Below are 22,154 nucleotides of genomic sequence, written 5' to 3'. Positions count from 1 at the left end.
TCATATGAAAACCATTTATAAGCATCATTTATTCTGGCCACTGTGCGTACTGGCTGCACTGATGTTATTTAATTTTATTTATTCTCCTGATTTCTTCTCAATTACACTGCAAAACGGACATTTATACGGTAGTCTGATCGATATTCTCAACTTTGGGGCCCCTTTGATTCTGGTAGCGATTGGGATGACTCTTGTAGTGGCTACAAGAGGGATTGATTTGTCCGTCGGATCAATCGTGGCGATATCGGGAGCTATTTCCTGTCTTACTATCAGTAAAGCTTCGGATCAGAATATGCTCTCCTTGATCCTGTTGTCGGTACTACTGTCAGTGGCACTATCTCTTATTCTTGGTATCTGGAATGGGGTACTGGTATCCGCTGCTGGAATTCAGCCGATCATTGCCACTTTGATTCTTATGGTGGCCGGACGGGGAATAGCTCAACTCATTACGGGAGGGCAGATTATCACCGTCACTAGTGAAAAATTCTCTTACATCGGTTCCGGTTCCCTTGCTACTTTACCGTTCTCCATCTTTGTAGTTGCGGCTGTTCTCGTAATAGCAGCACTGCTCACACGTAAGACAGCACTGGGGCTGTTCATTGAATCGGTGGGCTGTAACCCGGTAGCTAGCCTAATGTCTGGTATTCGAGCCCACTCGGTTATCATATCTGTTTATATGTTTTGCGGATTGTGCGCTGGCATAGCCGGATTGCTGTTAAGTTCGAACGTATCTAGCGCGGATGGCAATAACGCTGGACTATGGTATGAGCTCGATGCAATTCTCGCAGTCGTAATCGGCGGAACTTCACTTAACGGAGGACGATTCTATTTGCTCGGAACGGTTGTAGGCGCCTTGATTATCCAAACGCTGACTACAACGATCTACATGATTGGCGTTCCGCCGGAGATTACGTTAGTTGTCAAAGCTTTCGTAGTTCTTATGGTCTGTTTGGTCCAGTCAACTGCTTTCCGATCCGCCATCGCCTTGCGCTGGAGAACACGGCATTATCCAGGAGAGAAGGAGATTTCACGCCATGTATCTTAAAAGCAAGTACATTCCCATTATTGTAACGATAACGCTGTTTCTAGTCATGTTTGCTATAGGTTCTTTTCTTTATACTGGTTTTTTCTCTCTTCAAGTGCTGTTGAATCTTTTCGTAGATAACGCTTTTCTGTTGATCACTGCTGTTGGTATGTCCTTTGTCATCCTCTCGGGTGGCATTGATTTGTCTGTCGGTTCGATGATTGCGCTCACGACAATGGTGTCAGCGAGCTTGATTCAGCAGCAGGGGTGGTCTCCAGCAATCGTTATTCCGCTAGTACTGGTTATGGGTGCCCTATTCGGTTCCGGAATGGGAGCCATAATCCATTATTTTAAAATTCAACCTTTTATCGTGACTTTAGCAGGAATGTTCTTGGCTCGTGGATTATGCTATGTGATCAGTATTGATACGATAACGATTGATAATGCTTTCTATACCGCTGTTGCTCAGACGAAGATCACGCTCCCAGGAGGAAGCTTTATTACTATTAGCGCTATTATTGCTTTGATTGTCACAGCCGCTGCGATCTTTATCGCACACTATACTCGGTTTGGCCGCAATGTGTACGCTCTTGGAGGGAACGAGCAATCGGCGCTCCTCATGGGGCTTCCGGTAGCGCGAACCAAAGTACTGGTCTACACGTTTAGCGGATTCTGTTCCGCATTAGCCGGTGTTGTATTTACGTTCTATATGTTGTCGGGATATGGGCTACATGCAGTTGGCTTTGAGCTGGACACGATTGCTGCAGTCGTAATTGGTGGAACTTTACTTACCGGAGGGGTCGGTTATGTCCTTGGAACCTTTTTTGGTGTCCTGATTCAGGGAGTAATCCAAACCCTGATTAGCTTTGATGGCACGCTCAGCTCATGGTGGACAAAAATCGTGATCGGCTTGCTTCTTTTCATCTTTATTCTGTTTCAGCGAATACTTAGTGAAAGACGCTCTGTTTTAAAGCAGTAAAAGCTGTCCTAACTCTAGAAATGTTGATACAATTAACATCGGGAATCCAGCACTGATCCAGCTCTGGTTATCCGGTGTTTTTTTGTGGTTTTATGTAATCGCTATCATTGGTTAAAGGGGGGATATAGTATACGTGGTGAAATGGTTGATTTGCCTAGTGTTTTTGTTGTTAACGGGTTGTTTTGGAACAGGAGAGAGGATCGCCCAGCCTTCGGTTATGCCAGCAGAAATTCCGCTAAATATCAATATTCCATCTGTGGAGCTGCCTGCAGCCAAAACGATTGTACTCGGTTTCTCCCAGTTAGGTTCAGAGAGTGCCTGGAGAGCTGCAAATACGAATTCTATAAAAGCGGCAGCCCTTGAGGCTGGCATTACTTTGATTATGAAAAATGCTCAGCAATCCCAACAAAACCAAGTGGAAGCAATCCGTTCGTTTATAGAGAGCAAAGTAGATGTTATCGCGATCGCGCCTGTCGTGCAGACCGGTTGGGATGATATTCTTCAGGAAGCCAAACAGGCAGGTATTCCTGTCATCATTCTTGATCGCGCTGTTAATGTGAAAGACCACTCGCTATATGTTACCTGCATTGGTTCCGATTTTTTTGAAGAAGGAGTAAAGGCCGCTAAATATATGCTGGACAAAATGAGTAACCATTCAGGACGAATAAAAATTGCCGAACTGCAGGGTACGATTGGATCCACTCCTTCGATTGACCGTGGACGAGGGTTTCGGAAAATGATCAAGGGGCAGAATACCTTTGATATCACGCTGACCCAATCTGCAGATTTTACTATGGCAGGGGGATATAAAGTCATGCGGGAATTTCTAAGTCTCCCTGACGATGAATGGCCGCAGGTGCTATTTTCCCATAATGATGACATGGCTATTGGCGCAGTAAAAGCGATTGAGGAAGCTGGGCTGAAACCAGGCACAGATATTATTATTATTTCTGTTGATGGGACGCGGCGGGCCTTTGAACAAATGATTGCTGGAAATATTAATGCAGTCGTTGAATGCAATCCACTCCTTGGTCCTTTATTGATGCAGGCTACCCAAGAGATTATGTCGGGTAGGACCCTCCCGAAGCGTATGGTACCTCCGGAAGATATTTTCCCTCAGGAACTGGCGGCAATGGAAGTAGGGAATCGTACATATTAACCTCACTTACCTATTTTCTTCGAATTAATCCACAACTCTGTCTACAACTCTATTCATTCAAAGACATCCTGCTTATTTAGAATTACTTGCTTGTTGTAAATAGGTAACTATATTCCAATATACGTTAATATTGTTATGAGTCGATTTTTATGGAAATTGCCATCGGAACAAGTAAACAGTGTGAATCCTAGGGGGAAGCATATGACTATTTATTTTGTGAGACATGGGGCAGACGATGAAGGATATCGCGGAGGCTGGAGTCAAAGAGGACTTAATGTTGAAGGCTATCGGCAATCAGAAAAGTTAGGTTCTTATCTTAAGAATAACCAGAGTTCATATCAAGTACATCGTATCGTGAGTAGCGACTTACAGCGGGCGCTTGATACAGCGAATGAGATCGCAAAAAATTTGAATTTATCCGTTGAAAGTAACAGCGAGTGGAGAGAAACGAATAATGGTGTAATTGCGGGAATGCCTAACGAAATCGTCAATGAACGATTCCCAGGGCTATATTTCTCAAGTTTACAAATGGAAGAGAGGTATCCTGAAGGTGAGAGTCCTAAGGAGTATTATCTGCGGATTAAAGAAACATTTAAAAGGTTATGTGAGGAGCAATTAACTAATAATCATCTTGAAAACGTATTTATTGTTACTCATGGCGGAGTGATTAATGTCGTCTACCATATTTTAAAAGGTCTGGGATGGACAAATAAGAACAAATCTTTCCCAACTTCCAATACAGGCATTCATAAATTGGAATATTCAAATGGACAGTGGAATGTAACCGCAGAAAATTTTTTGGAGCATTTATAATTTCAGCGAAATGTTACCCTAACTAAGGGGATAGCTCAATGAAATATCAATGTAATATCGAACTCGTGAACCTACATCATTTTTGGGGGATATATGAATGTTTCTTAATAGAGCAACATTAGCGGAGAGAACTAAAGTTTCATTAACAGATTATTCAACAAATTTTTATGAACGCTACTCTACTATTGAATCCTATGTAAAAGCTTTTATTCCTGAAGATGATCTAAATAATCGATTAAAAAGAGATTTCAGTAGTTTATTAGAAAAGTTTCCCGATGAAAAACCACCATTTTTCGGTGTCCCTTTCGCTATTAAAGATTTAATTCATGTTAATGGATTTCCAACTAGGGCCGGTTCCGAGCTTCCCATTAACGTTTTGACCACCAAGGAAGGGTCCTTTATCTCGAATCTTCGATCAATGGGTGCGATATTCGCAGGGAAAACCATTACCGAAGAATTTGCTTACCATAGCATAATCCCTACACGTAATCCTAATAACATGGAACACACAGCTGGCGGCTCAAGCGCTGGGTCTGCTGCGTCCGTTGCCTCTGGTATATGTCCAATAGCGGTCGGAACCCAGACCCTCCGTTCGGTAATTGCTCCTGCATCATTTTGTGGTGTAGTTGGATTTAAACCAAGTTATGCACGTATTACGCTTGATGGAGTTATCTTATTATCTCCCTCATTCGATACCATCGGATTTTTCACACAGGATACCAACAGCATGATCTATGCAAGTTCTCATTTCATTCCTAACTGGCGCTCCTTTCAATCAGATAAAAGACCTGTTCTTGGCGTTCCAAAGGGTACTTTTATGAATCTTATGTTCGATGATGTTAAAAGTGCTTTTGAAAATCAGCTTAAAACACTAGAAAAGAGGGGGTACACCATTCGTTTTGTCGATATGCCCTGGGATGAAGATTTAATATTAGGCGATGCCATGGTTAGAATGGTACAAGGTGAAATGGCGCAGGTTCACGAAACGTGGTTCCGTCAGTATGAGAATCTGTATGGTTCTTTAGTAAAAGCGGCAATTACAAGCGGGCAAGCTATACCAGTAGAGGAGTTAGAACAACTCCGTAATGGACAAATGAAACTTAGAATGGAGCTTGAAAAGACCAAAAGAAAAGAAGGTATCGATTTGTGGGTTACACCAGCGCAAGGTGGAGTAGCGCCGAAAGGTTACGAAAAAACGGGTTGGGCAGGAATGACAGCGATCTGGTCTTACGCAGGACTTCCAACGATCAGCATACCGATAATGAAAGTTGACGGAATGCCATTAGGTTTTCAATGTATTGGTAGCCATGGGAACGATGAAGAACTATTATTTTGGGCAGAAGAAATAGAACGTGCTGAATCCCCAAATGAAGTGAGTGGTGCAGGAACTCCTTTAGAAAGCGATAGGTGAGTTGGAAAGGAACAGTTCAAATTCGCGAAAGAAGGAGAATACAGGAAGTTTGTGTAATAAATATACAACTTACGGTATTAGGAGGTCTTTAAATGGCGTTTCCGACACATATTGTATCGGCTGGCGGAATTGTAGAAGATGGAAATGGAAATATCCTCTTAGTAAAAGCCCATGACGATGGTTGGGTGTATCCTGGTGGGATAACGGAAGTTGGAGAAAATCTGATAGATGGCGTGATTCGTGAAATCAAAGAGGAAAGTGGAATTGACGCCACGGTTAGCCATATAGTTAACATTGTTTCTAATACAGCAATCCATAAATGGTATGACGGTGTGACTGATGTTCCTACGAAGGTTATGTTTGATTTTGTGTGCAAAGCCGTGGGTGGAGAGTTAGCTACTTCTAATGAAACGAGCGATTGCAGGTGGGTTCCAAAGGAAAATGTTCTAGATTTCATTACTTTACCTGCGATCCGCATGCGTTATGAAGCTTATTTAAACTTTAACGGCTCTGTGAATTACATGGAGTATGTCACCACGACAACCTCAGAATGTAGTATCAAGCTTCAAAGGCATGTTTAGCTGTTAAAGAGCAATATATCCACTTATTTATGAATCTTTTACAAATAGAATAGTAGTGCAATAACAGGATAGAGCAGTTTGCCGGTTGGCAGCAGCTCTATTTTTCGTTAATCGTAAGGGTAGTTTCCGTAACAAATCTATTCCATCTTCGTCTAACAAAGTAGAGGATTTTACGCGAAGGAGTTGAAATAATGAGAAAGTTAGTTATAGGAGTAGCCTTAGCACTTGCCATATGTATATTTAGCGGTTGCAATGCGTCGCCCGAAGCCACTATGGGGGATTATATTATTTCGAAGGAAGACCAAAGTATCTTAGTAGCGAAGAATATTACACAGAAGGATTCTGAAAGTAAGACCTTTGCTGAGCTCAAAAAGAATAATATCGAATTAATCAATTATATTGTCGAGGATACCCAGCTCTATAACGAGCTTGAGATAGGTGAAAAAGTCAATGTAACCCCAAAAACGAATGACAAAGGTGAATATACTGTAATGCAGTCCGATCCCCCGCAAATTATTGCTGGTCAGATAGAAAGACTTAAGGACTGATATAACGATTGTGATGACTAAACAATATGCTATTGTTGGTAAATTAACGGGCGGATAGTTGTGTGAACGGGGAAAAAGGCTCGGTAAATTCCGCCCCTTATCGATCTGAAATTGCAGAGTTACCAGTTTTCGTGTTACGGTAATGGCTCAATCTTAGTTAGCTTTGATCCCCAGACAGGATAAGTATCATAACCTATGAAATATTGATCTCCCTCTATTAAAAGACCGCTTACGATTTCAGGAACTTTAATATCGACAGTAGTGATCGAATCTCCAAGTAAAACGTTGAGTGAATTGTCTTTTACAGAATTTAGAGTAACAATAGCGGAAGTTGTGCTCTTATAAAAGAATAAGTTAGAACAAAATATAAAAACAATTACGATTATACCTAGATAGATCAACTTTGCTTTAAGTTTAGGTGAAGACATTACTTCAGGCCCCATTTCAACACATTGATGTAGGTTATTAAGTTTCGTTTTTTATTGATCTTCTATATCACTGTTATTTCAAATGCTTCAAACATATGATTATTGACTTGTCTACTCCATGCTTCGACTTCAACACCTTCTTGTATTATATCAAAATCGGATTCTGCTTGTTTGACATCACTTGACTGGTGAAAAAACATTGTATTTCTAGTTACTGTTAACACATCTCCGGTATCGAGTTGTATAGAATGAAGTACTTTATCTCCTTCGATTGTGGAATTTTCCTCAACGATTTTTACAATAGTACCTCTGTAATATTCCTGTTGCTTAGAAGGAGATGGCCATCCTAGTAAAATATCAGAACTTAAAACAAACCAAATACCAAGCGCTAATCCCAGAACAAGACTACCTGATAGTACATACCACTTCTTTTTTGTGAGGGTGAAAGGGGAGGACTACTAGATGCAGTATCGTAAGTTAGGTAATACGGGAGTAGATATCCCGGTTATTGGTCAGGGGACATGGAAATATGGTGAAGATAGGAGGAAAGAAAAAGATGAAGTAGAGGCATTGCGTTATGGTATTAGAAATGGACTTAATTTAATAGATACTGCTGAAGAATATGGCAATGGAGGAGCTGAGAAAATTGTTGGACAAGCAATCCATGATATCAGAAGCGACGTATTCCTAGTCACTAAAATATCAGCGAATAATTGTTCTTACAAAGGTGTTCTTGGAGCAGCAGAAGCAAGCTTAGACCGCTTGAAAACAGACTATATTGATTTGTATTTACAGCATTGGCCAAGCCAGCACTATGATGTTGCGGAGACGATGGAAGCTATGGTCGAACTAGTTAATAAGGGTATTGTCAGATATATAGGTGTAAGTAACTTTACTATCCAATTAATGCAAGAGGCCCAATCCCATTTAGGCAGCATCCCGTTAGTTTGTAATCAATTAGCTTACCATTTACATGATAGAAGAATAGAGAAGGATATTTTACCGTTTTCCAAAGACAATGGCATAACAATAATGGGATATTCACCCTTTGGTTTTGCGCCACATAAATTTGGTATGAAAGGTTTTCCTCAAGTTGGTTCACTGGAAAGAAAGATACTGGATACCATAGGGAGCAAGTACGATAAAACAGCATACCAGGTTGCGATGAATTGGATATTAAGGCAGGAAAGTATCGTTACCATACCCAAGGCAGTTAACAAAAAGCATATTGATGATAATTTAAAAGCCCTAGGTTGGGAATTAGATAAAGAGGATCTAGATCAGATTGAGAACTATTTCCCTCAATAAATCGATTTGAATTAGAACTTCAGAATTTGAAGGGAGAAAAATATAGGTACGAAAGTCTTCGGCACGTAATTGTCATAAAATTGTAGTTGTTCACATGGAGGCAGTTAATCATTGGGGGCTGTCTAGAGCAGAATTGAATGAGTTTATCGAAGAGAAGAAACTAGCTAATGATATTCTGTTTCCTAACGACGGAGATACTTATTCTTTTTAGAAATGATAAGTTACAGTGTGAGAAAGTAAGAAGAAATGGATCAATAAAATATAAAGGAAGCCATCGGATGCAAATTGGCTTCCTTTTTAACAATATCTACCTTGTATAAAACTGCCGTTTAGGTTCTTTCTTATAAGGTTTTATCAATCACAATAGATAATTTGTAGTTAGCGTAATTATTTAAATCTAATAAGAATTGGTTTAACGCTTCATTACTTGGAAACCTGCATTCTAGCAGATAGCAACCATCACCGCTTATCTTATAATTATTGAGGATATGCTCCCTTTTTTCTTGAATAAATGAAAGAAATGGCTGGTGGTGTGTGCTTTTTATATAAATGTTAAGAAATGCATACGTAAAACAACCTAATTTTGTTTGATTAACCTTAATGCTGTACCCCTCTATAACTCCAGTATCTTCTAGTTTCTCCACACGGGCTGCTGCTGCGGCACCAGTGAGGTGAACTCTTGCCCCTAATTCTTTCATTGTTATTCGGCTATTTTGACTTAGCTCTTCAATAATTCGTTTATCTGTTTGATCCAAATCTGGCGCATCTCCTTTAAAAAATAAAGTGAAAAGGTCAATACACTTTATTTAATCTGTGTAATTGAACGTAGCATCTAGTATAAACTGAACCTTGTTGCGAAACAAAATAGAAAAACAAAAGGAGATTTTCTTTCATATGTTCATTCAACAAATCCGAAATGCGACAATTATTGTCCATTATGCAGGTAAAAAATTCTTGATTGATCCACTACTCGCGGATAAAGGTCTGTATCCTCCATTTTTGGCAGGGATCAGAGAGGATAAAAGAAACCCTCTCATCGATTTACCGATGTCCGTTTCTGAAATCATCAAGGATGTCGATGCCGTGATACTGACTCATTTGCATCAAGATCATTACGATGATATAGCAAAAGAAATGCTTCCTAAAAATATTAAAGTTTTTGTGCAGAACGAACAGGATGCTATACAAGTTAAAAATGACGGTTTTGAGCAAGTAGAAATACTTGCTGAAGATACGCTTTTTGAGGGTATTCAATTAATTAAAACACAAGGTGAGCACGGTAGAGGGGAAGAATTGTTAGAAAGGATGGGGCAGGTGTGTGGTGTTGTCTTCAAGCATGCCAGTGAGAAAACATTATATATTGCTGGAGATACAGTATGGTTTGAAGGTGTACAAAAGGAAATCCAATCCCACAATCCAGAGATTATCGTTGTGAATGCTGGAGATAACGTTTGGAATGATATGGGGTCACTTGTCATGGGGAAAGAAGATGTTTATGAGGTGCATAAGGCGGCTCCCAACACCAACATTATCGCTGTACACATGGAAGCAGTTAACCACTGGACACTATCTAGAAAAGAACTGAAACGCTTTGGAGAAGAAAAAGGGTTTTCCTCCCGTTTATTCATTCCCGAAGACGGAGAATCGTACACTTTTTAATATCCACGACGACGTGAGGAATATGAGTCGCTGTGAAGACCAGTCACCAAATAAATCGAGGCCCTTGAAGGGTCTCGATTTATTTGTGAAATTATGGATCTATTCATTTCCCGAATTAACAAGATAGGCAGGAGAACAACGATGAGTCAGATAAACACGAAACTATGGACGAAAAATTTTATTATTCTTTCGTTAATCAATTTCTTTATGACATTAATTTTCTTTTTATTGAACGCGACGATTACGTTATATTCAATTCAAGAATATAATGCATCTACCAGCGAGGCGGGGATTATTGCAGGGATCCTCATTATTGGTTCCTTATTAGGACGTTTATTTACAGGACGTCTTGTACAAACCAAAAAAATATTGATGACCTCGTTACTTTTTTTCATTTTAACAACATTACTTTACTTTGTTCATTTTAACATTGGTTTTCTCATCTTAAGTCGTTTTTTGAACGGGATCACATTAGGTATAATAACTACGGTTGTAAGTACAGTTGTCGTACTTAACCTTCCTACTTCACGAAAAGGGGAAGGGATTAGTTACTTTGCAATTAGTACGGCACTGGCCACGGGTGTTGGTCCATTTATTGGTTTAAATATGAGTCAAAACGCGAATTTTAATATGATTTTCACTTTCTCGCTGGTCCTAGGAATGATAAATGTAATCATCGGAATCTTTGTAAAGTTTTCTGAGGTAAACAAGGCAGCGAATAAAAAAGAAAAAGGATTGAAAATTTCAGACTTTATTGAGCCTAAAGCAATACCGATAGGAATCATTATGTTTATCATGGCTTTTTGTTTTTCCGGTATAGTATCCTATTTGAATGTTTATGCTTTGGAATTAGGGCTAATAGAAGCAGCAAGTTTCTTCTTTATGGTCTATACTGTCTTTGTCTTGATATCACGACCTTTTACAGGACGTTTGATGGACAAAAAAGGAGCAAACATTATCATATATCCCGCTCTTATTATTTATGGCGCTGGAATGCTCTTCTTAGGTTCTGCTTCTAGCAGTGCTATATTGTTATTGGCAGGAGCTCTAGTAGCTCTTGGGTTTGGTAATATATCTTCTATATCCCAAGCCATAGCCATTAGTTTAGCTGAACCCCACCGAGTTGGCTTAGCGACTGCAACCTTCTTTATATTTTATGATCTAGGAAACGGTTTTGGGCCCTCTATTCTTGGATTACTCATTCCAGCGACAGGTTATGATGGTTTGTATGTAATACTCGGATTCATTATATTAGCCACGCTTTTCTTGTATTACCTGTTGTATGGAAGGAAAGAACGTAAAATTCAAAACTAAAGGTTTTAACTATACAAACAAAGCATCCTGCAAATTTCAGGGTGTTTTTTTCTTTATGCTTAGAGCATAAATTTATTTTTTTGTTCATATGTGGCTTTTTGACTCTCTCCGGTGTCTAATTAAATGTAAATCAAGAGGAGGTTCACACCATGTCAGGAGCTCATGACACCAATCCTGTTTATCCGGATGAACAGGACAGTTTTACAAGTTTCGATCACACGTATGAGCAGTATCGCGAGAGAATACGCAAATACTTCTCACTGAAAGTAAATCCGATGGCTGCAGATGACTTGACACAACAGGTGTTTTTAAAAGCTGTTGAGAACTTTCACCGCTTTAAAGGCAACTCTAATTTGTTCACTTGGATATTTAAGATTGCTCAGAATACAGTGAAGAACGAATATCGCAGGTTATCACGGCAAAAAGAATCACCATTTGATTTTACAGATTATGAATCGCAGTCAATCTCTCTTGAATTTACGAAACATGTGGATATTCGAATTGATATTAGTTCTGCGTTAAGAAAACTGAGTGAGATTGACCAGGAAATTATTGCACTACGTTTTTTTGTGGATTGCACGTTGTCTGAAATATCCAAAATTGTTGGAATGCGCGAGAGTGCTGTGAAGAACAGATTATACCGAGCTTTGGAGAAACTAAGAAAAGAATTAAAAGAATGGGGGGACATTGCCATCATGTCTATTCAAGATATGATTTCCATTGTTAATAAGGGTGACAGTCAAGGTACAAACGAACGTCTAAATAAGGTGCATCAGGACTTATTCGATGAATTAAAGATAAGTGTTGAACGAGTGACAAGCAAGTACAATCACCAACCTTCTCAAAAAATCGTTATTGAAATTTATCCTGACCTGCAAGCATTCCATCATGCAGTCGGAGAACCAGGTGCACCGGGTTGGTTTATGGGAACGTATGAAGGTCATATTCTGAAAATAGTTTCTCCTCTAAACCCTGGACCTGATCATACCTATGAGTCTATTTTAAAAGGGGCTGTTCATTTATTTACCATGTGGCTAATCGAAGATATTAATCCTTCTGCTCCCAAATGGATCAGACAGGGAATAGGCGGATACGAGGCCAAGCAGATGACCAAAGACTATATAAAAAGTTCAACGGAAGATGCCATTCGCAATTTGGCGATCCCTTCTTTTGATGATTTAGATAACGATACCTGGGACTTTGAAACGATGAAAGGATTTCAATTTTCTTATATGATGGTGGAATTTGTGATGGATCGGTACGGAATAGATGCTTTAAATAAAGTCATTCGAAATCCTCATGATTTTGAAGGGATCTTTCAGTGTACCAAGCCGGAACTGTATAAGCAGTGGGTAGAATATATCAAACAGTAATTTATGTAATCTTGAGCCTGGTTACGAGCCAGGCTTTTTTGCTAGGAAAAACAAAGAAAATCTCCATTATCATCCATTAATCAGTGTGTAAAATACATAATTCATGATTTTAAATACAATATCTTCACTTTAAACTAAAAAATGCCGATAACCTCTCTGTATGACCATTTATTGAAAAAAGGTCTTTTTTTAAGGAGGTGGACTAAGAAAAGCTCGTTACCGATATCTCGTATTAGAAAAAAACAAAAGGAGATGTTAAAAATGGAAGCAACTACAAAGTTTTATAATGAAGGTAATATTATTTGGGTAGATCTTGAAGGGTTCGCTAGCCTAGAGATAACAAATCAAAAGGTTGCTGATTTGAAAGCTACTTTAGGTCCACACATTGCAAATCAAACGATTGTTATTGATTCTACGAATCTAGCTGTATTTAAACAAGAGATTCTACCGGTTTTAGCAGAGTGTTATGAGATCTACTCTAAATTTGGAAGATGCATAATGGTAGAAGCTAAGAAAACAATTGTTAACATTCAGCTTCATAATACGGCCAAAAAAGTAGAAGGGTTTACAGGTCAGTTTGTAAAAACAACGGAAGAAGCTAAAGCAATTCTAGGATTATAAGGAGTGTGTTTTGATTGCCCAGTGTTAGATTAAAACAGATTGCAGTGTATCATCCAGAGAACTCATATACGAATGAAGAAGTGGCTTCTTCTTCGCCTGATCGAGAAAGACTTCTTGGGATGTGGACCCATTTAGGAAGAGATAAAAGATATCTAGCAGATGAACAAGAAACCACCGTAACGATGGCGATTGAAGCAACTAAAAAAGTACTGCAAGCAGCAAATATGAGTGGTGAGCAGCTAGATCTGATAACCATATCGTCTGGTACTCACGAGTACAATATACCTACCGATGCAGCTTTTGTTCATAAAGCAATTGGTGGTAAAGATCAATGTGCTATCTATGATCAGAACGCGAATTGTGCAGGTATGGTTGTGTCATATGATCAAGTAAGTAGAGCAATGTTACATAATCCAAAAATGAAATACGCGCTTATCGTTGGATCTGAGCAAGTAGGCAACTTCTATAAGCCTGAAAACTTGGTACATATAGGTTTAAGTGGTGACGCTGCATGTGCTATTATTTTAGAAAGAGTAGAAGAAGAGGGTTACGGTTTAATTGACTCTTCTTATATTACCCATTCTGAAAGACCAGAAGATTTAGTATTACCTGAGCATGGATTTAAGAATTCAAAAACAATTCAAACAAAGGTGTCCGATTCCTATAAAGTGGATAGCATGTTTGCTAAGGCACCTGCTGTAATAAATGATCTTTTAAAAGATCATGGTCTTACCAAAGATGGCATCACCCATTATTCAATCTCTCAGGTACTTTCGACAAAGATTGATTACTTAGTAGAAGCATTAGAAGAGGACTCATCAAAGTTCACCTATGTAGGTAACAAATATGCTTATACGGGAACAACAAGTCCATTCCTTGCTCTTTATCATGCAATTGAAGATGGCAAGCTAAAGCAAGGTGATCACCACATCATGTGGTCGGTTGGAGCAGGTTTTACTTCCTGTGGATTATTAGCAAGATTATAAAAAGTGCAGCAGTTATTTTATGTAAGAGTCGTTTTCTTACGTTAATAAGCAAATGAATATAGCATAACAAGAGGCTCTCCGATTAGTGTGAGCCTCTTTGTTGTGTACCCGTAACAACTTTCATGTAAAAAACCACTGATTCCATTAGTAATCTTTTTACTCCTTTTTTTAGAAGTGAATAGTTCTCATTAATTAATGGATAATAATGACATTGACATTCGAAAGATTTTCTAAAATAATAAAATGTAATTGAATACTGGTACCTTTAATTCAGTCCAGAGAGGCTGGCAAGGGCAGCGGATTTTATAATCACGCGAGAATCAGGGCATATTCCGTCAGGGATGCTCTGCGTCTTCGCGCGGATTATGATGAAAAAAAGAGGCTACTTGTCAGTTTAAGACTTGACGAGTAGCCTCTTTTTTCTGCTTTTTGGTATCAGGAGACTTTAAGCTGGAGGTATTCTGATGAGTAAACAAGATCAAGAATTTTCATGGCAAGAGGTGCCGCAAACGCACAGAAACAATTTTAGAAAGATGTTCTCCGTTATGCTCGCGTTCACTTTCTTTTCGGCAAGCATGCTGGCAGGGGGAACACTTGGAGTCAGCTTGACGTTCATGGAGTTCATGGGAATTGTGCTTGGCGGTAACTTGATTCTAGGCATATATACAGGGGCGTTAGCACATATCGCTGCCAAAACGGGTCTTTCCACACATTTATTAGCAAAGTATTCGTTTGGTAGCAAAGGATCTTACCTTCCGTCGTTCCTGCTCGGCTTTACACAGGTGGGATGGTTCGGTGTCGGCGTAGCGATGTTCGCTGTTCCCGTCGCTAAAGCGATGGATTGGAACGTGTATCTGCTGATCTTCATATTTGGTTTAGCAATGACAGCAACAGCTATTTTCGGTATCAAGTCACTCGTAATTCTTGGGTATATTGCGGTTCCTGCAATTGCCATTCTTGGCGGTTACTCCGTGTTTGAAGGAATAGACACACTGGGCGGTCTACAAGGTTTGTTAGATTACAAGCCAGCAGAGTCGCTGACCGTAGCAGCTGCATTAACGATTTGTATTGGATCATTCATTAGCGGCGGTACGTTGACGCCAGATTTTGCACGTTTTTCTCAAACATCTAAACAGGCGGTTACCGCTACAGTTATCTCGTTCTTCTTAGGAAACTCGCTCATGTTCCTGTTCGGAGCAGTCGGCGCAATGGCATATAACCTATCAGATATCTCGGAGGTTATGTTCCTGCAAGGGTTGATCGTTCCTGCCATCATCGTATTGGGACTGAATATTTGGACGACTAACGATAACGCTCTTTACGCTTCCGGACTGGGCTTTGCGAATATCACTAAAATCTCGAAAAAGTTCTTCGTTATCGTAAACGGCATTGTGGGTACTGTGTTTGCTATGTGGATGTATAACAATTTTGTTGGTTTCCTAAATGTGCTGGGCGCAGCGATTCCTTCCATCGGGGCAATCATCATCGCGGACTACTTCTTCGTGAAGCGTAGAAACTATAAACCGTTTGCCGAAATGACGTTCAAAAATGTAAACTGGGTAGCGATGGCTGCTTGGGCTGTCGGTGTAGCCTTTGCTCAGCTGGCCCCAGGAATTACACCACTTAATGCACTAATCGGAACCGCAGTAGCTTACATCGGGTTAATGCTGATCGTTCCTGCGAAAGAATCCAAAGAAATGGGGAATTTAAATGATTATACAGAACGCAAAATTGCGGGGTAAAGAAGGTCTATGGAATATCGTTGTAAAAGACGGAAAGTTTGAAAAAATCACGCAATCTTTGGAAGTAACAACGAATGAGGAAGTAATTGATGTGAGCGGCGCGCTTGTGCTGCCGCCATTCATCGAACCACATATTCATCTGGATACAACGTTAACTGCAGGCGAGCCAGAATGGAATTTGAGCGGAACATTGTTCGAAGGTATCCAGCGTTGGTCCGAACGTAAGGCATTTCTGACACATGAGGACGTTAAAACACGTTCCAAAACAGCACTGAAATGGCAGATCGCACAAGGCATTCAGCATGTACGGACGCATGTAGACGTGACTGATCCAAGCCTGACTGCAGTTAAAGCGATGCTCGAAGTGAAAGAAGAAATGGCACCATATGTTGACATCCAGCTTGTCGCTTTCCCACAGGAAGGCATTCACTCCTACCCGAACGGCGTAGAACTAATGGAAGAGGCGCTGAAAATGGGCGTTGACGTGGTCGGGGGTATCCCGCACTTCGAATTTACGAGAGAATACGGCGTGGATTCAATGAAGGTTGCGTTTGACCTTGCTGAAAAATACGACCGTCTTATCGACATTCATTGCGACGAAATCGATGACGAACAATCCCGTTTCTTAGAAGTCGTAGCTAAAGAAGCTTACGAACGTGGCTTAGGTTCCCGTACAACAGCAAGCCACACGACGGCAATGGGATCTTATAATGATGCTTACACTTATAAATTGTTCAGACTACTTAAGATGGCGGACCTGAATTTCGTATCCAATCCGCTGGTCAACATCCACTTGCAAGGACGTTTCGACACGTATCCGAAAAGAAGAGGGCTGACTCGCGTCAAAGAGCTGCAAGAAGCCGGTCTTAATGTGTGCTTCGGACACGATGATATCTTTGATCCATGGTATCCGCTTGGTACAGGCAACATGCTTCAAGTACTGCACATGGGTATTCATGCTTCTCAGCTGCTTGGTTACGATCAAATCGTGAATTCAATTGATCTTATTACGAAAAATAGCGCAAGAACGCTGCATATCGAGGATATGTACGGTATTGAAGAAGGTAAACCTGCGAACTTCATCGTTCTTGAAGCAGAGAATGAATATGAGGCGATCCGTAAACAGGCTGCAGTGCTTTACTCATTCAGAGGCGGCCGCAAAATTGCCGAAACAAAACCTCGGGACACATCGATCATTCTCGAGAATGGTTCGGAGAAAGTCACTTTCAATAAATAATTTAAGGAAGCATGCAATGCATCAAGCATAGCTTGCACATTAATCAAAACCCCCACTTTGTAGGCAGGGTAAAAAGAGACCGCATACCGCGAACTCTTTCTGCATACAAGAGGGGGGGGGTTGATATATTCAAATTTATGTTATCTGGTAAGTTATTTGTTTAAATGGCTGATTTAAAAGAATTTGGAGGGGTCTAATAATATCCATACAATCAACGCGATGTTTAAACAAGTTACACATATTCCACCTATAAGGTAACCTGTAAATACTCTGTTTCTCTTTTTTAGATAAATGATAAGTGGTACCAAATAAAGCCATTGATAAAAACCGACAAATACATGATTTAATATAAAAAAACCATCATCTATGATACCAATTAACATCAAGCCATACGCGCCAAAATAAAAAACGATGACATAAATAAAACTTAATAAAAAACTCAATAGAAATTTCCTGTTCAACACATTCCACAACCTTTCTTACAATTAAGAAGAGAAAATTACAAAGTCGATAATTTAGCAAATAGAAGAACTCCTTATTATTTTGAATACGAAAGACCTGGGAAAACCGTATATTCATCGACGTTGAAAAAGTCTACTTTTTTCATAGTTTCAATTTTCCGATTAGTTATTACAAAATCCCGCATTTCTCCTTTTAAAATTTCATCGAAACCAATCATAAATGTTCCAATAATGTTTCTAAGACTTGCCCAACCACTACCAATGAAATCAAGATCTTGTTTCCATATATCTTCCTGAGAAGGTATCGCTTTGTCATTGATAGTTACCGTTTGATTCTTTTGGTTCCAACCTACATTCGCATCTAATGCCTTTGCTACCACACTTAAAGGCACCATTACTCGGTTATTGACGATCTGAGGAGCTACATCTGAAGTAACTTGTTGACCGTTAACCACGATCTTAACGCTCCCTTTAGCAAAAGCTAAACCAACCACGATGCTAAGAGAAAAAACAACCACAAAAAGTGAGATGAACAGTTTCTTCTTTATTTTTATCGCCTCCATTTGTAAATGTATATAATGAAAGACGCTAAAAAATTGATTGTAGTTACATTACTTGGTTTCGCCATGCGACAAATCTTATCATTTTATATAAATATCTTTTCAATTAGGATGGCGATGATTTGAAGTGTGCGACACCACATTTTTCCTAAATAAAAGGTATAATTTACAATTAGAAAAACGCTGTTCAAGATGATATATTATTTATGTCCTCTTAAGAAAAAGACAATTATAAATGTGTGTCTGATGCAGTAATTAAAGATATTTAATTCATTGTGTTCGATGGTTTTTATTACTAGTTGAATATGTTTTTAAAATATGATAAATTATAAATCCGGAAGATTTTAAGCTGCATGTCCTTTCTAAGGTCTGATATTTTGCTGGTGAGTATTCACTGAAGATATCACAGCGCAAAAATCATGTTTGGTGGCGATAGCGGAGGGGTTCCACACGTACCCATCCCGAACACGACCGTTAAGCCCTCCAGCGCCGATGGTACTTGGACCGCAGGGTCCTGGGAGAGTAGGACGCCGCCAAGCGAATAACCTATTAGGTTATATGTTTACTGAATCATTTATTTAACGATGAGGGGCCATAGCTCAGCTGGGAGAGCGCCTGCCTTGCAAGCAGGAGGTCAGCGGTTCGATCCCGCTTGGCTCCACCAATATTCCCTGATAGCTCAGTTGGTAGAGCACTCGACTGTTAATCGAGTTGTCACAGGTTCGAGTCCTGTTCGGGGAGCCAGCGGCCCGTTGGTCAAGGGGTTAAGACACCTCCCTTTCACGGAGGTAACAGGGGTTCGAATCCCCTACGGGTCACTTTATATGGAGATTTAGCTCAGCTGGGAGAGCATCTGCCTTACAAGCAGAGGGTCGGGGGTTCGATCCCCTCAATCTCCACCATACCAAATAATGCAGGATGAAATCCTGTGAATTCAACTAATTTATCCTAGCTCCCATTATATGGAGTATGGTATAATCGAATTAATTAGCCGGTGTAGCTCAACTGGTAGAGCAACTGACTTGTAATCAGTAGGTTGGGGGTTCAAGTCCTCTCGCCGGCACCAGTTTCATATGGAGGATTAGCGAAGTGGCCAAACGCATCAGACTGTAAATCTGCTCCCTTACGGGTTCGGTGGTTCGAATCCATCATCCTCCACCAGTTTTTAGGGGCATAGTTTAAAGGTAGAACAACGGTCTCCAAAACCGTTGGTGTGGGTTCAATTCCTGCTGCCCCTGCCAATTTCATAATAGTAAAGAATGATAATATATGGCGGTCGTGGCGAAGGGGTTAACGCACCGGATTGTGGCTCCGGCATTCGTGGGTTCAAGTCCCATCGATCGCCCTTGTACAACTTATCGCTGTTGGGGATTAGCCAAGCGGTAAGGCAACGGACTTTGACTCCGTCATGCATAGGTTCAAATCCTATATTCCCAGCCATTTTATAGTACGAGCCATTAGCTCAGTTGGTAGAGCACCTGACTTTTAATCAGGGTGTCGAAGGTTCGAGTCCTTCATGGCTCACCATCATATATATGCGCGTGTGGCGGAATTGGCAGACGCACTAGACTTAGGATCTAGCGTCTTTGACGTGGGGGTTCGAGTCCCTTCACGCGCATCTTTTAATTGCGGACATGGATCAGCGGTTGACCTTTGCCTTGCCAGGCAAGAGTCGCTGATTTCCGTCGTCTGCTTTTATATTTTTTGCGCCCTTAGCTCAGCTGGATAGAGCGTTTGACTACGAATCAAAAGGCCGGGAGTTCGAATCTCTCAGGGCGCGCCATTATATTTAAAATAAGAAGCAAGCCGGTGTGGCGGAATTGGCAGACGCGCGCGACTCAAAATCGTGAGGGAAACCGTGGGGGTTCGAGTCCCTTCACCGGCATTTATTATCGGGATGTAGCTCAGCTTGGTAGAGCACCTGGTTTGGGACCAGGGGGTCGCATGTTCAAATCGTGTCATCCCGATATTTATATACGCGGGTGTAGTTCAATGGTAGAACTTCAGCCTTCCAAGCTGATAGCGTGGGTTCGATTCCCATCACCCGCTTCATTAGTAAACCTCTTTGCGAAAGCGAAGGGGTTTTTATATTTCTACTTTTACAGAGAGTAAGTATTGAACTATTTGGGTTGTTCTTTTTCAGGCTAGATACCGATACACACCTAACACCTAAAAGCGAGGAAGCTGAAATAGTTGATTCCTTTGAAGAGGTGACTGCTATTGAAGTTCCAAAATGAGCATAGACCTGTATTTAATGGATTAATCCTTGTATACAACGACAAGATAAAAAAAGCTTACAAAGCAGGATATTATAAATTAAAAAGTTTACAGTGAAAATTGACTTGTGTGTAGTATTGTCATATTTTACAGTAAGTCATTTTTCGCATTTCTTTATCTCTTAAACCCCAAGCCTATTAGATCCATTCAGAGGCTTGGGGTTGTTTTTATAATATAATATGAAAAATACACTATATGAATATTTCACAATAATAAAATGTAGCCGTACTTATCTACTTCACACATATCCATCAAATTCACGTTCCTATATGAATAAACTACCTTTACTCTAAAATAAGACCACTGTAAAGGAATATTACCTTAAATCTTTAGATTTATAATTTAAAGAAATTTATCTGGTATACTACAATAAATTTAGCAAGAATAAAGTATTTCAAATAATGTGGAACGAAGTAACCTTATCTACGTATTACCATGCGGGGATAAGGTTGTTTTTGCTAATTCATTCACATCGAATTCTATCTTCTGTACATTCTTGTGTTAATATGCACAGCATGAACATAATCAAAAAGAGCTCTAAGGATTTTTACATAATACGGAGACGATATCGAATTTCTTAAATCTCTTATAACGGATTTAAGAAATTCATATGAAATCGTAAATGCGTGAGTGTCCCCATCTTTGACTAATGGGGTACTCGCACATGTTCTTTATCGCTTCAGATATCATCAATCACGTACTGAAATGTTTGAGGAGGAAATTCAGATGATCATAGAAGTAACGGGTCTGGTCAAAAGGTACAAAGATTACACAGCTGTAGATGGTGTTGATCTGAGTATTCATGAAGGTGAAATATTTGGACTGCTCGGACCAAACGGTGCAGGAAAATCAACAACGATGAACACGTTACTGGGCTTATTAAAAGTCAACAATGGCACAGTAAAAATGTTTGGTAAGGACTTTTCCAAGCATGCAAGAGAAATCAAACGATCTGTCGGATATGTACCGCAGGACTTGGCTTTTTTCGAAACCTTAAGTGCCATCGATAATGTAACGTATTGGGGTAAGTTGTATGGACTTCGAGGCAAAGAGCTACATACATCCGTACAGGAAGCACTTGAGTTTACTGGATTATGGGATAGAAGAAAAGGTATTGCTAAGACTTTTTCGGGTGGCATGAAAAGACGTCTGAACATCGCTTGTGCGATTGTACATAAGCCGCGTATTCTTTTTATGGATGAACCTACGGTTGGAGTAGATCCCCAATCACGCAACAATATTCTGGAATCGATTAAAATTATGAATCAAAATGGGATGACCATCATCTATACAACACATTACATGGAAGAGATCGAAGCCATCTGTGAACGAGTTGCCATTATGGATTTCGGAAAAGTAATCGCACTCGGAAGTATAGATGAGCTGATTGATTCCATTTCAACGGGAAATCGCTTAAGTCTGGAGCTTGCATCGAATTCGGACGCAGCTGTTTCGGTAATTAAAGAGTCGGAAGGTGTCACCGCTTGCAACAACATAAACGGAGTACTCGACATTCACTTGGAAAAAGATGAACGGTTTCTTACGGGGATATTGGAGAATCTGATTCGGAAAGAATTTAAAATTAAGTCCATGACACTGGAAAAACCGAATCTGGAGACGGTATTCTTGCAGTTGACTGGTAAAAAACTGAGAGACTAATCCGGGACGGTGAT

The 22,154-nt window shown here is 40.0% G+C and carries 18 protein-coding genes, 15 tRNA genes, 1 rRNA gene and 1 pseudogene; 33 read left to right on the top strand and 2 right to left on the bottom strand.

Translation table 11 applies throughout. The features are described 5' to 3' along the window. Positions 1-4: 4 nt before the first annotated feature. The 9 genes and pseudogenes from PV403_RS13335 to PV403_RS13295 form a co-directional block, all read left to right on the top strand. The gene (locus PV403_RS13335; protein ID WP_332084970.1) at positions 5-1,045 is read left to right on the top strand and encodes an ABC transporter permease; all 1,041 of its coding nucleotides are present in this window, start codon (positions 5-7) and stop codon (positions 1,043-1,045) included. Beyond that, positions 1,035-2,003 (top strand): galactofuranose ABC transporter, permease protein YjfF, encoded by a 969-nt coding sequence (gene yjfF, locus PV403_RS13330; RefSeq protein ID WP_332084969.1) that lies wholly within the window; start codon positions 1,035-1,037, stop codon positions 2,001-2,003. The genes PV403_RS13335 and yjfF overlap by 11 nt, the downstream gene beginning before the upstream one ends. A 133-nt stretch (positions 2,004-2,136) precedes the next feature. Continuing rightward, the gene (locus PV403_RS13325; protein WP_332084968.1) at positions 2,137-3,162 is read left to right on the top strand and encodes an ABC transporter substrate-binding protein; all 1,026 of its coding nucleotides are present in this window, start codon (positions 2,137-2,139) and stop codon (positions 3,160-3,162) included. A 201-nt stretch (positions 3,163-3,363) separates the two neighbouring features. After that, the gene (locus tag PV403_RS13320; RefSeq protein ID WP_332084967.1) at positions 3,364-3,975 is read left to right on the top strand and encodes a histidine phosphatase family protein; all 612 of its coding nucleotides are present in this window, start codon (positions 3,364-3,366) and stop codon (positions 3,973-3,975) included. A gap of 97 nt (positions 3,976-4,072) precedes the next feature. Continuing rightward, positions 4,073-5,386, top strand: coding sequence for an amidase (locus tag PV403_RS13315; RefSeq protein ID WP_332084966.1), 1,314 nt, complete (start codon positions 4,073-4,075; stop codon positions 5,384-5,386). Between the two features lie 92 nt (positions 5,387-5,478). Beyond that, a complete protein-coding gene (locus PV403_RS13310; RefSeq protein ID WP_332084965.1) occupies positions 5,479-5,967 on the top strand; it encodes an NUDIX hydrolase in 489 nt (162 codons plus the stop codon). Positions 5,968-6,158: 191 nt separating this feature from the next. Next, complete coding sequence (locus PV403_RS13305; protein WP_332084964.1) at positions 6,159-6,515, top strand: DUF3221 domain-containing protein; 357 nt, start codon at positions 6,159-6,161, stop codon at positions 6,513-6,515. An 890-nt stretch (positions 6,516-7,405) separates the two neighbouring features. Beyond that, a complete protein-coding gene (locus PV403_RS13300; protein ID WP_332084963.1) occupies positions 7,406-8,251 on the top strand; it encodes an aldo/keto reductase in 846 nt (281 codons plus the stop codon). Positions 8,252-8,327: 76 nt separating this feature from the next. After that, positions 8,328-8,462 (top strand): annotated as a pseudogene (locus PV403_RS13295) (MBL fold metallo-hydrolase); the annotation flags it as partial. A gap of 130 nt (positions 8,463-8,592) precedes the next feature. Here the strand turns inward: PV403_RS13295 and PV403_RS13290 are convergent. Next, on the bottom strand, positions 8,593-9,006 hold the full coding sequence (locus PV403_RS13290; protein ID WP_332084962.1) for an Lrp/AsnC family transcriptional regulator: 414 nt from the start codon (positions 9,004-9,006) through the stop codon (positions 8,593-8,595). A 139-nt stretch (positions 9,007-9,145) separates the two neighbouring features. On the opposite strand from PV403_RS13290, the gene PV403_RS13285 reads away from it, so the two are divergent. The 7 genes from PV403_RS13285 (at position 9,146) to PV403_RS13255 (ending at position 17,183) form a co-directional block, all read left to right on the top strand. Continuing rightward, the gene (locus tag PV403_RS13285) at positions 9,146-9,910 is read left to right on the top strand and encodes an MBL fold metallo-hydrolase (RefSeq protein ID WP_332084961.1); all 765 of its coding nucleotides are present in this window, start codon (positions 9,146-9,148) and stop codon (positions 9,908-9,910) included. A gap of 141 nt (positions 9,911-10,051) precedes the next feature. Continuing rightward, complete coding sequence (locus PV403_RS13280) at positions 10,052-11,224, top strand: MFS transporter (RefSeq protein ID WP_332084960.1); 1,173 nt, start codon at positions 10,052-10,054, stop codon at positions 11,222-11,224. Between the two features lie 149 nt (positions 11,225-11,373). Then, complete coding sequence (locus PV403_RS13275) at positions 11,374-12,597, top strand: RNA polymerase sigma factor (RefSeq protein ID WP_332084959.1); 1,224 nt, start codon at positions 11,374-11,376, stop codon at positions 12,595-12,597. A 261-nt stretch (positions 12,598-12,858) separates the two neighbouring features. Beyond that, complete coding sequence (locus PV403_RS13270) at positions 12,859-13,218, top strand: hypothetical protein (RefSeq protein ID WP_332084958.1); 360 nt, start codon at positions 12,859-12,861, stop codon at positions 13,216-13,218. 14 nt (positions 13,219-13,232) lie between these two features. Further along, entirely contained in the window at positions 13,233-14,204 is a 972-nt protein-coding gene (locus tag PV403_RS13265) for a 3-oxoacyl-[acyl-carrier-protein] synthase III C-terminal domain-containing protein (protein WP_332084957.1), read from the top strand. A 464-nt stretch (positions 14,205-14,668) separates the two neighbouring features. Next, on the top strand, positions 14,669-15,946 hold the full coding sequence (gene codB, locus PV403_RS13260; protein ID WP_332084956.1) for a cytosine permease: 1,278 nt from the start codon (positions 14,669-14,671) through the stop codon (positions 15,944-15,946). Next, positions 15,915-17,183, top strand: a complete 1,269-nt coding sequence (locus PV403_RS13255) for a cytosine deaminase (protein ID WP_332084955.1) — start codon at positions 15,915-15,917, stop codon at positions 17,181-17,183. The genes codB and PV403_RS13255 overlap by 32 nt, the downstream gene beginning before the upstream one ends. 538 nt (positions 17,184-17,721) lie before the next feature. Here the strand turns inward: PV403_RS13255 and PV403_RS13250 are convergent. Continuing rightward, complete coding sequence (locus PV403_RS13250) at positions 17,722-18,207, bottom strand: copper amine oxidase N-terminal domain-containing protein (protein ID WP_332084954.1); 486 nt, start codon at positions 18,205-18,207, stop codon at positions 17,722-17,724. A 419-nt stretch (positions 18,208-18,626) separates the two neighbouring features. On the opposite strand from PV403_RS13250, the gene rrf reads away from it, so the two are divergent. The 17 genes from rrf (at position 18,627) to PV403_RS13165 (ending at position 22,140) form a co-directional block, all read left to right on the top strand. Beyond that, a 5S ribosomal RNA gene (rrf, locus tag PV403_RS13245) occupies positions 18,627-18,743 on the top strand. Positions 18,744-18,792: 49 nt separating this feature from the next. Continuing rightward, positions 18,793-18,868: transfer RNA gene (locus PV403_RS13240), tRNA-Ala, on the top strand. Positions 18,869-18,872: 4 nt separating this feature from the next. Continuing rightward, positions 18,873-18,948 (top strand) — tRNA-Asn (locus PV403_RS13235). Positions 18,949-18,950: 2 nt separating this feature from the next. After that, positions 18,951-19,022: transfer RNA gene (locus PV403_RS13230), tRNA-Glu, on the top strand. A gap of 8 nt (positions 19,023-19,030) precedes the next feature. Continuing rightward, positions 19,031-19,106 (top strand) — tRNA-Val (locus PV403_RS13225). Between the two features lie 88 nt (positions 19,107-19,194). Next, a tRNA-Thr gene (locus PV403_RS13220) sits at positions 19,195-19,270 on the top strand. A gap of 9 nt (positions 19,271-19,279) precedes the next feature. Beyond that, positions 19,280-19,365, top strand: a tRNA-Tyr gene (locus PV403_RS13215). Positions 19,366-19,371: 6 nt separating this feature from the next. Next, positions 19,372-19,445, top strand: a tRNA-Trp gene (locus PV403_RS13210). Positions 19,446-19,476: 31 nt separating this feature from the next. Next, positions 19,477-19,549, top strand: a tRNA-His gene (locus PV403_RS13205). 20 nt (positions 19,550-19,569) lie between these two features. After that, positions 19,570-19,644, top strand: a tRNA-Gln gene (locus PV403_RS13200). Positions 19,645-19,655: 11 nt separating this feature from the next. Further along, positions 19,656-19,731: transfer RNA gene (locus PV403_RS13195), tRNA-Lys, on the top strand. 10 nt (positions 19,732-19,741) lie between these two features. Next, positions 19,742-19,822 (top strand) — tRNA-Leu (locus PV403_RS13190). 88 nt (positions 19,823-19,910) lie between these two features. Further along, positions 19,911-19,987: transfer RNA gene (locus tag PV403_RS13185), tRNA-Arg, on the top strand. A 22-nt stretch (positions 19,988-20,009) separates the two neighbouring features. Then, a tRNA-Leu gene (locus tag PV403_RS13180) sits at positions 20,010-20,089 on the top strand. Positions 20,090-20,097: 8 nt separating this feature from the next. Further along, positions 20,098-20,171, top strand: a tRNA-Pro gene (locus tag PV403_RS13175). An 11-nt stretch (positions 20,172-20,182) separates the two neighbouring features. Further along, positions 20,183-20,253, top strand: a tRNA-Gly gene (locus PV403_RS13170). Positions 20,254-21,207: 954 nt separating this feature from the next. Beyond that, a complete protein-coding gene (locus tag PV403_RS13165; protein ID WP_332084953.1) occupies positions 21,208-22,140 on the top strand; it encodes an ABC transporter ATP-binding protein in 933 nt (310 codons plus the stop codon). Positions 22,141-22,154: the final 14 nt, after the last annotated feature.

Origin of the sequence: Paenibacillus sp. GYB006, assembly GCF_036577645.1 — a bacterium.
Lineage (GTDB): Bacteria > Bacillota > Bacilli > Paenibacillales > Paenibacillaceae > Paenibacillus.
Note: the sequence above shows the minus strand (reverse complement) of the source record. Positions and strands in the feature narration are given on the sequence as shown.

Coding starts and splice junctions, on each gene's coding strand:
- codB (WP_332084956.1), top strand. CDS start 14,669: ATGAGTAAACAAGATCAAGAATTTTCATGGCAAGAGGTGCCGCAAACG.
- PV403_RS13270 (WP_332084958.1), top strand. CDS start 12,859: ATGGAAGCAACTACAAAGTTTTATAATGAAGGTAATATTATTTGGGTA.
- PV403_RS13300 (WP_332084963.1), top strand. CDS start 7,406: ATGCAGTATCGTAAGTTAGGTAATACGGGAGTAGATATCCCGGTTATT.
- PV403_RS13305 (WP_332084964.1), top strand. CDS start 6,159: ATGAGAAAGTTAGTTATAGGAGTAGCCTTAGCACTTGCCATATGTATA.
- PV403_RS13320 (WP_332084967.1), top strand. CDS start 3,364: ATGACTATTTATTTTGTGAGACATGGGGCAGACGATGAAGGATATCGC.
- PV403_RS13255 (WP_332084955.1), top strand. CDS start 15,915: ATGATTATACAGAACGCAAAATTGCGGGGTAAAGAAGGTCTATGGAAT.
- PV403_RS13165 (WP_332084953.1), top strand. CDS start 21,208: ATGATCATAGAAGTAACGGGTCTGGTCAAAAGGTACAAAGATTACACA.
- PV403_RS13250 (WP_332084954.1), bottom strand. CDS start 18,207: ATGGAGGCGATAAAAATAAAGAAGAAACTGTTCATCTCACTTTTTGTG.
- PV403_RS13275 (WP_332084959.1), top strand. CDS start 11,374: ATGTCAGGAGCTCATGACACCAATCCTGTTTATCCGGATGAACAGGAC.
- PV403_RS13285 (WP_332084961.1), top strand. CDS start 9,146: ATGTTCATTCAACAAATCCGAAATGCGACAATTATTGTCCATTATGCA.
- PV403_RS13310 (WP_332084965.1), top strand. CDS start 5,479: ATGGCGTTTCCGACACATATTGTATCGGCTGGCGGAATTGTAGAAGAT.
- yjfF (WP_332084969.1), top strand. CDS start 1,035: ATGTATCTTAAAAGCAAGTACATTCCCATTATTGTAACGATAACGCTG.
- PV403_RS13280 (WP_332084960.1), top strand. CDS start 10,052: ATGAGTCAGATAAACACGAAACTATGGACGAAAAATTTTATTATTCTT.
- PV403_RS13335 (WP_332084970.1), top strand. CDS start 5: ATGAAAACCATTTATAAGCATCATTTATTCTGGCCACTGTGCGTACTG.
- PV403_RS13315 (WP_332084966.1), top strand. CDS start 4,073: ATGTTTCTTAATAGAGCAACATTAGCGGAGAGAACTAAAGTTTCATTA.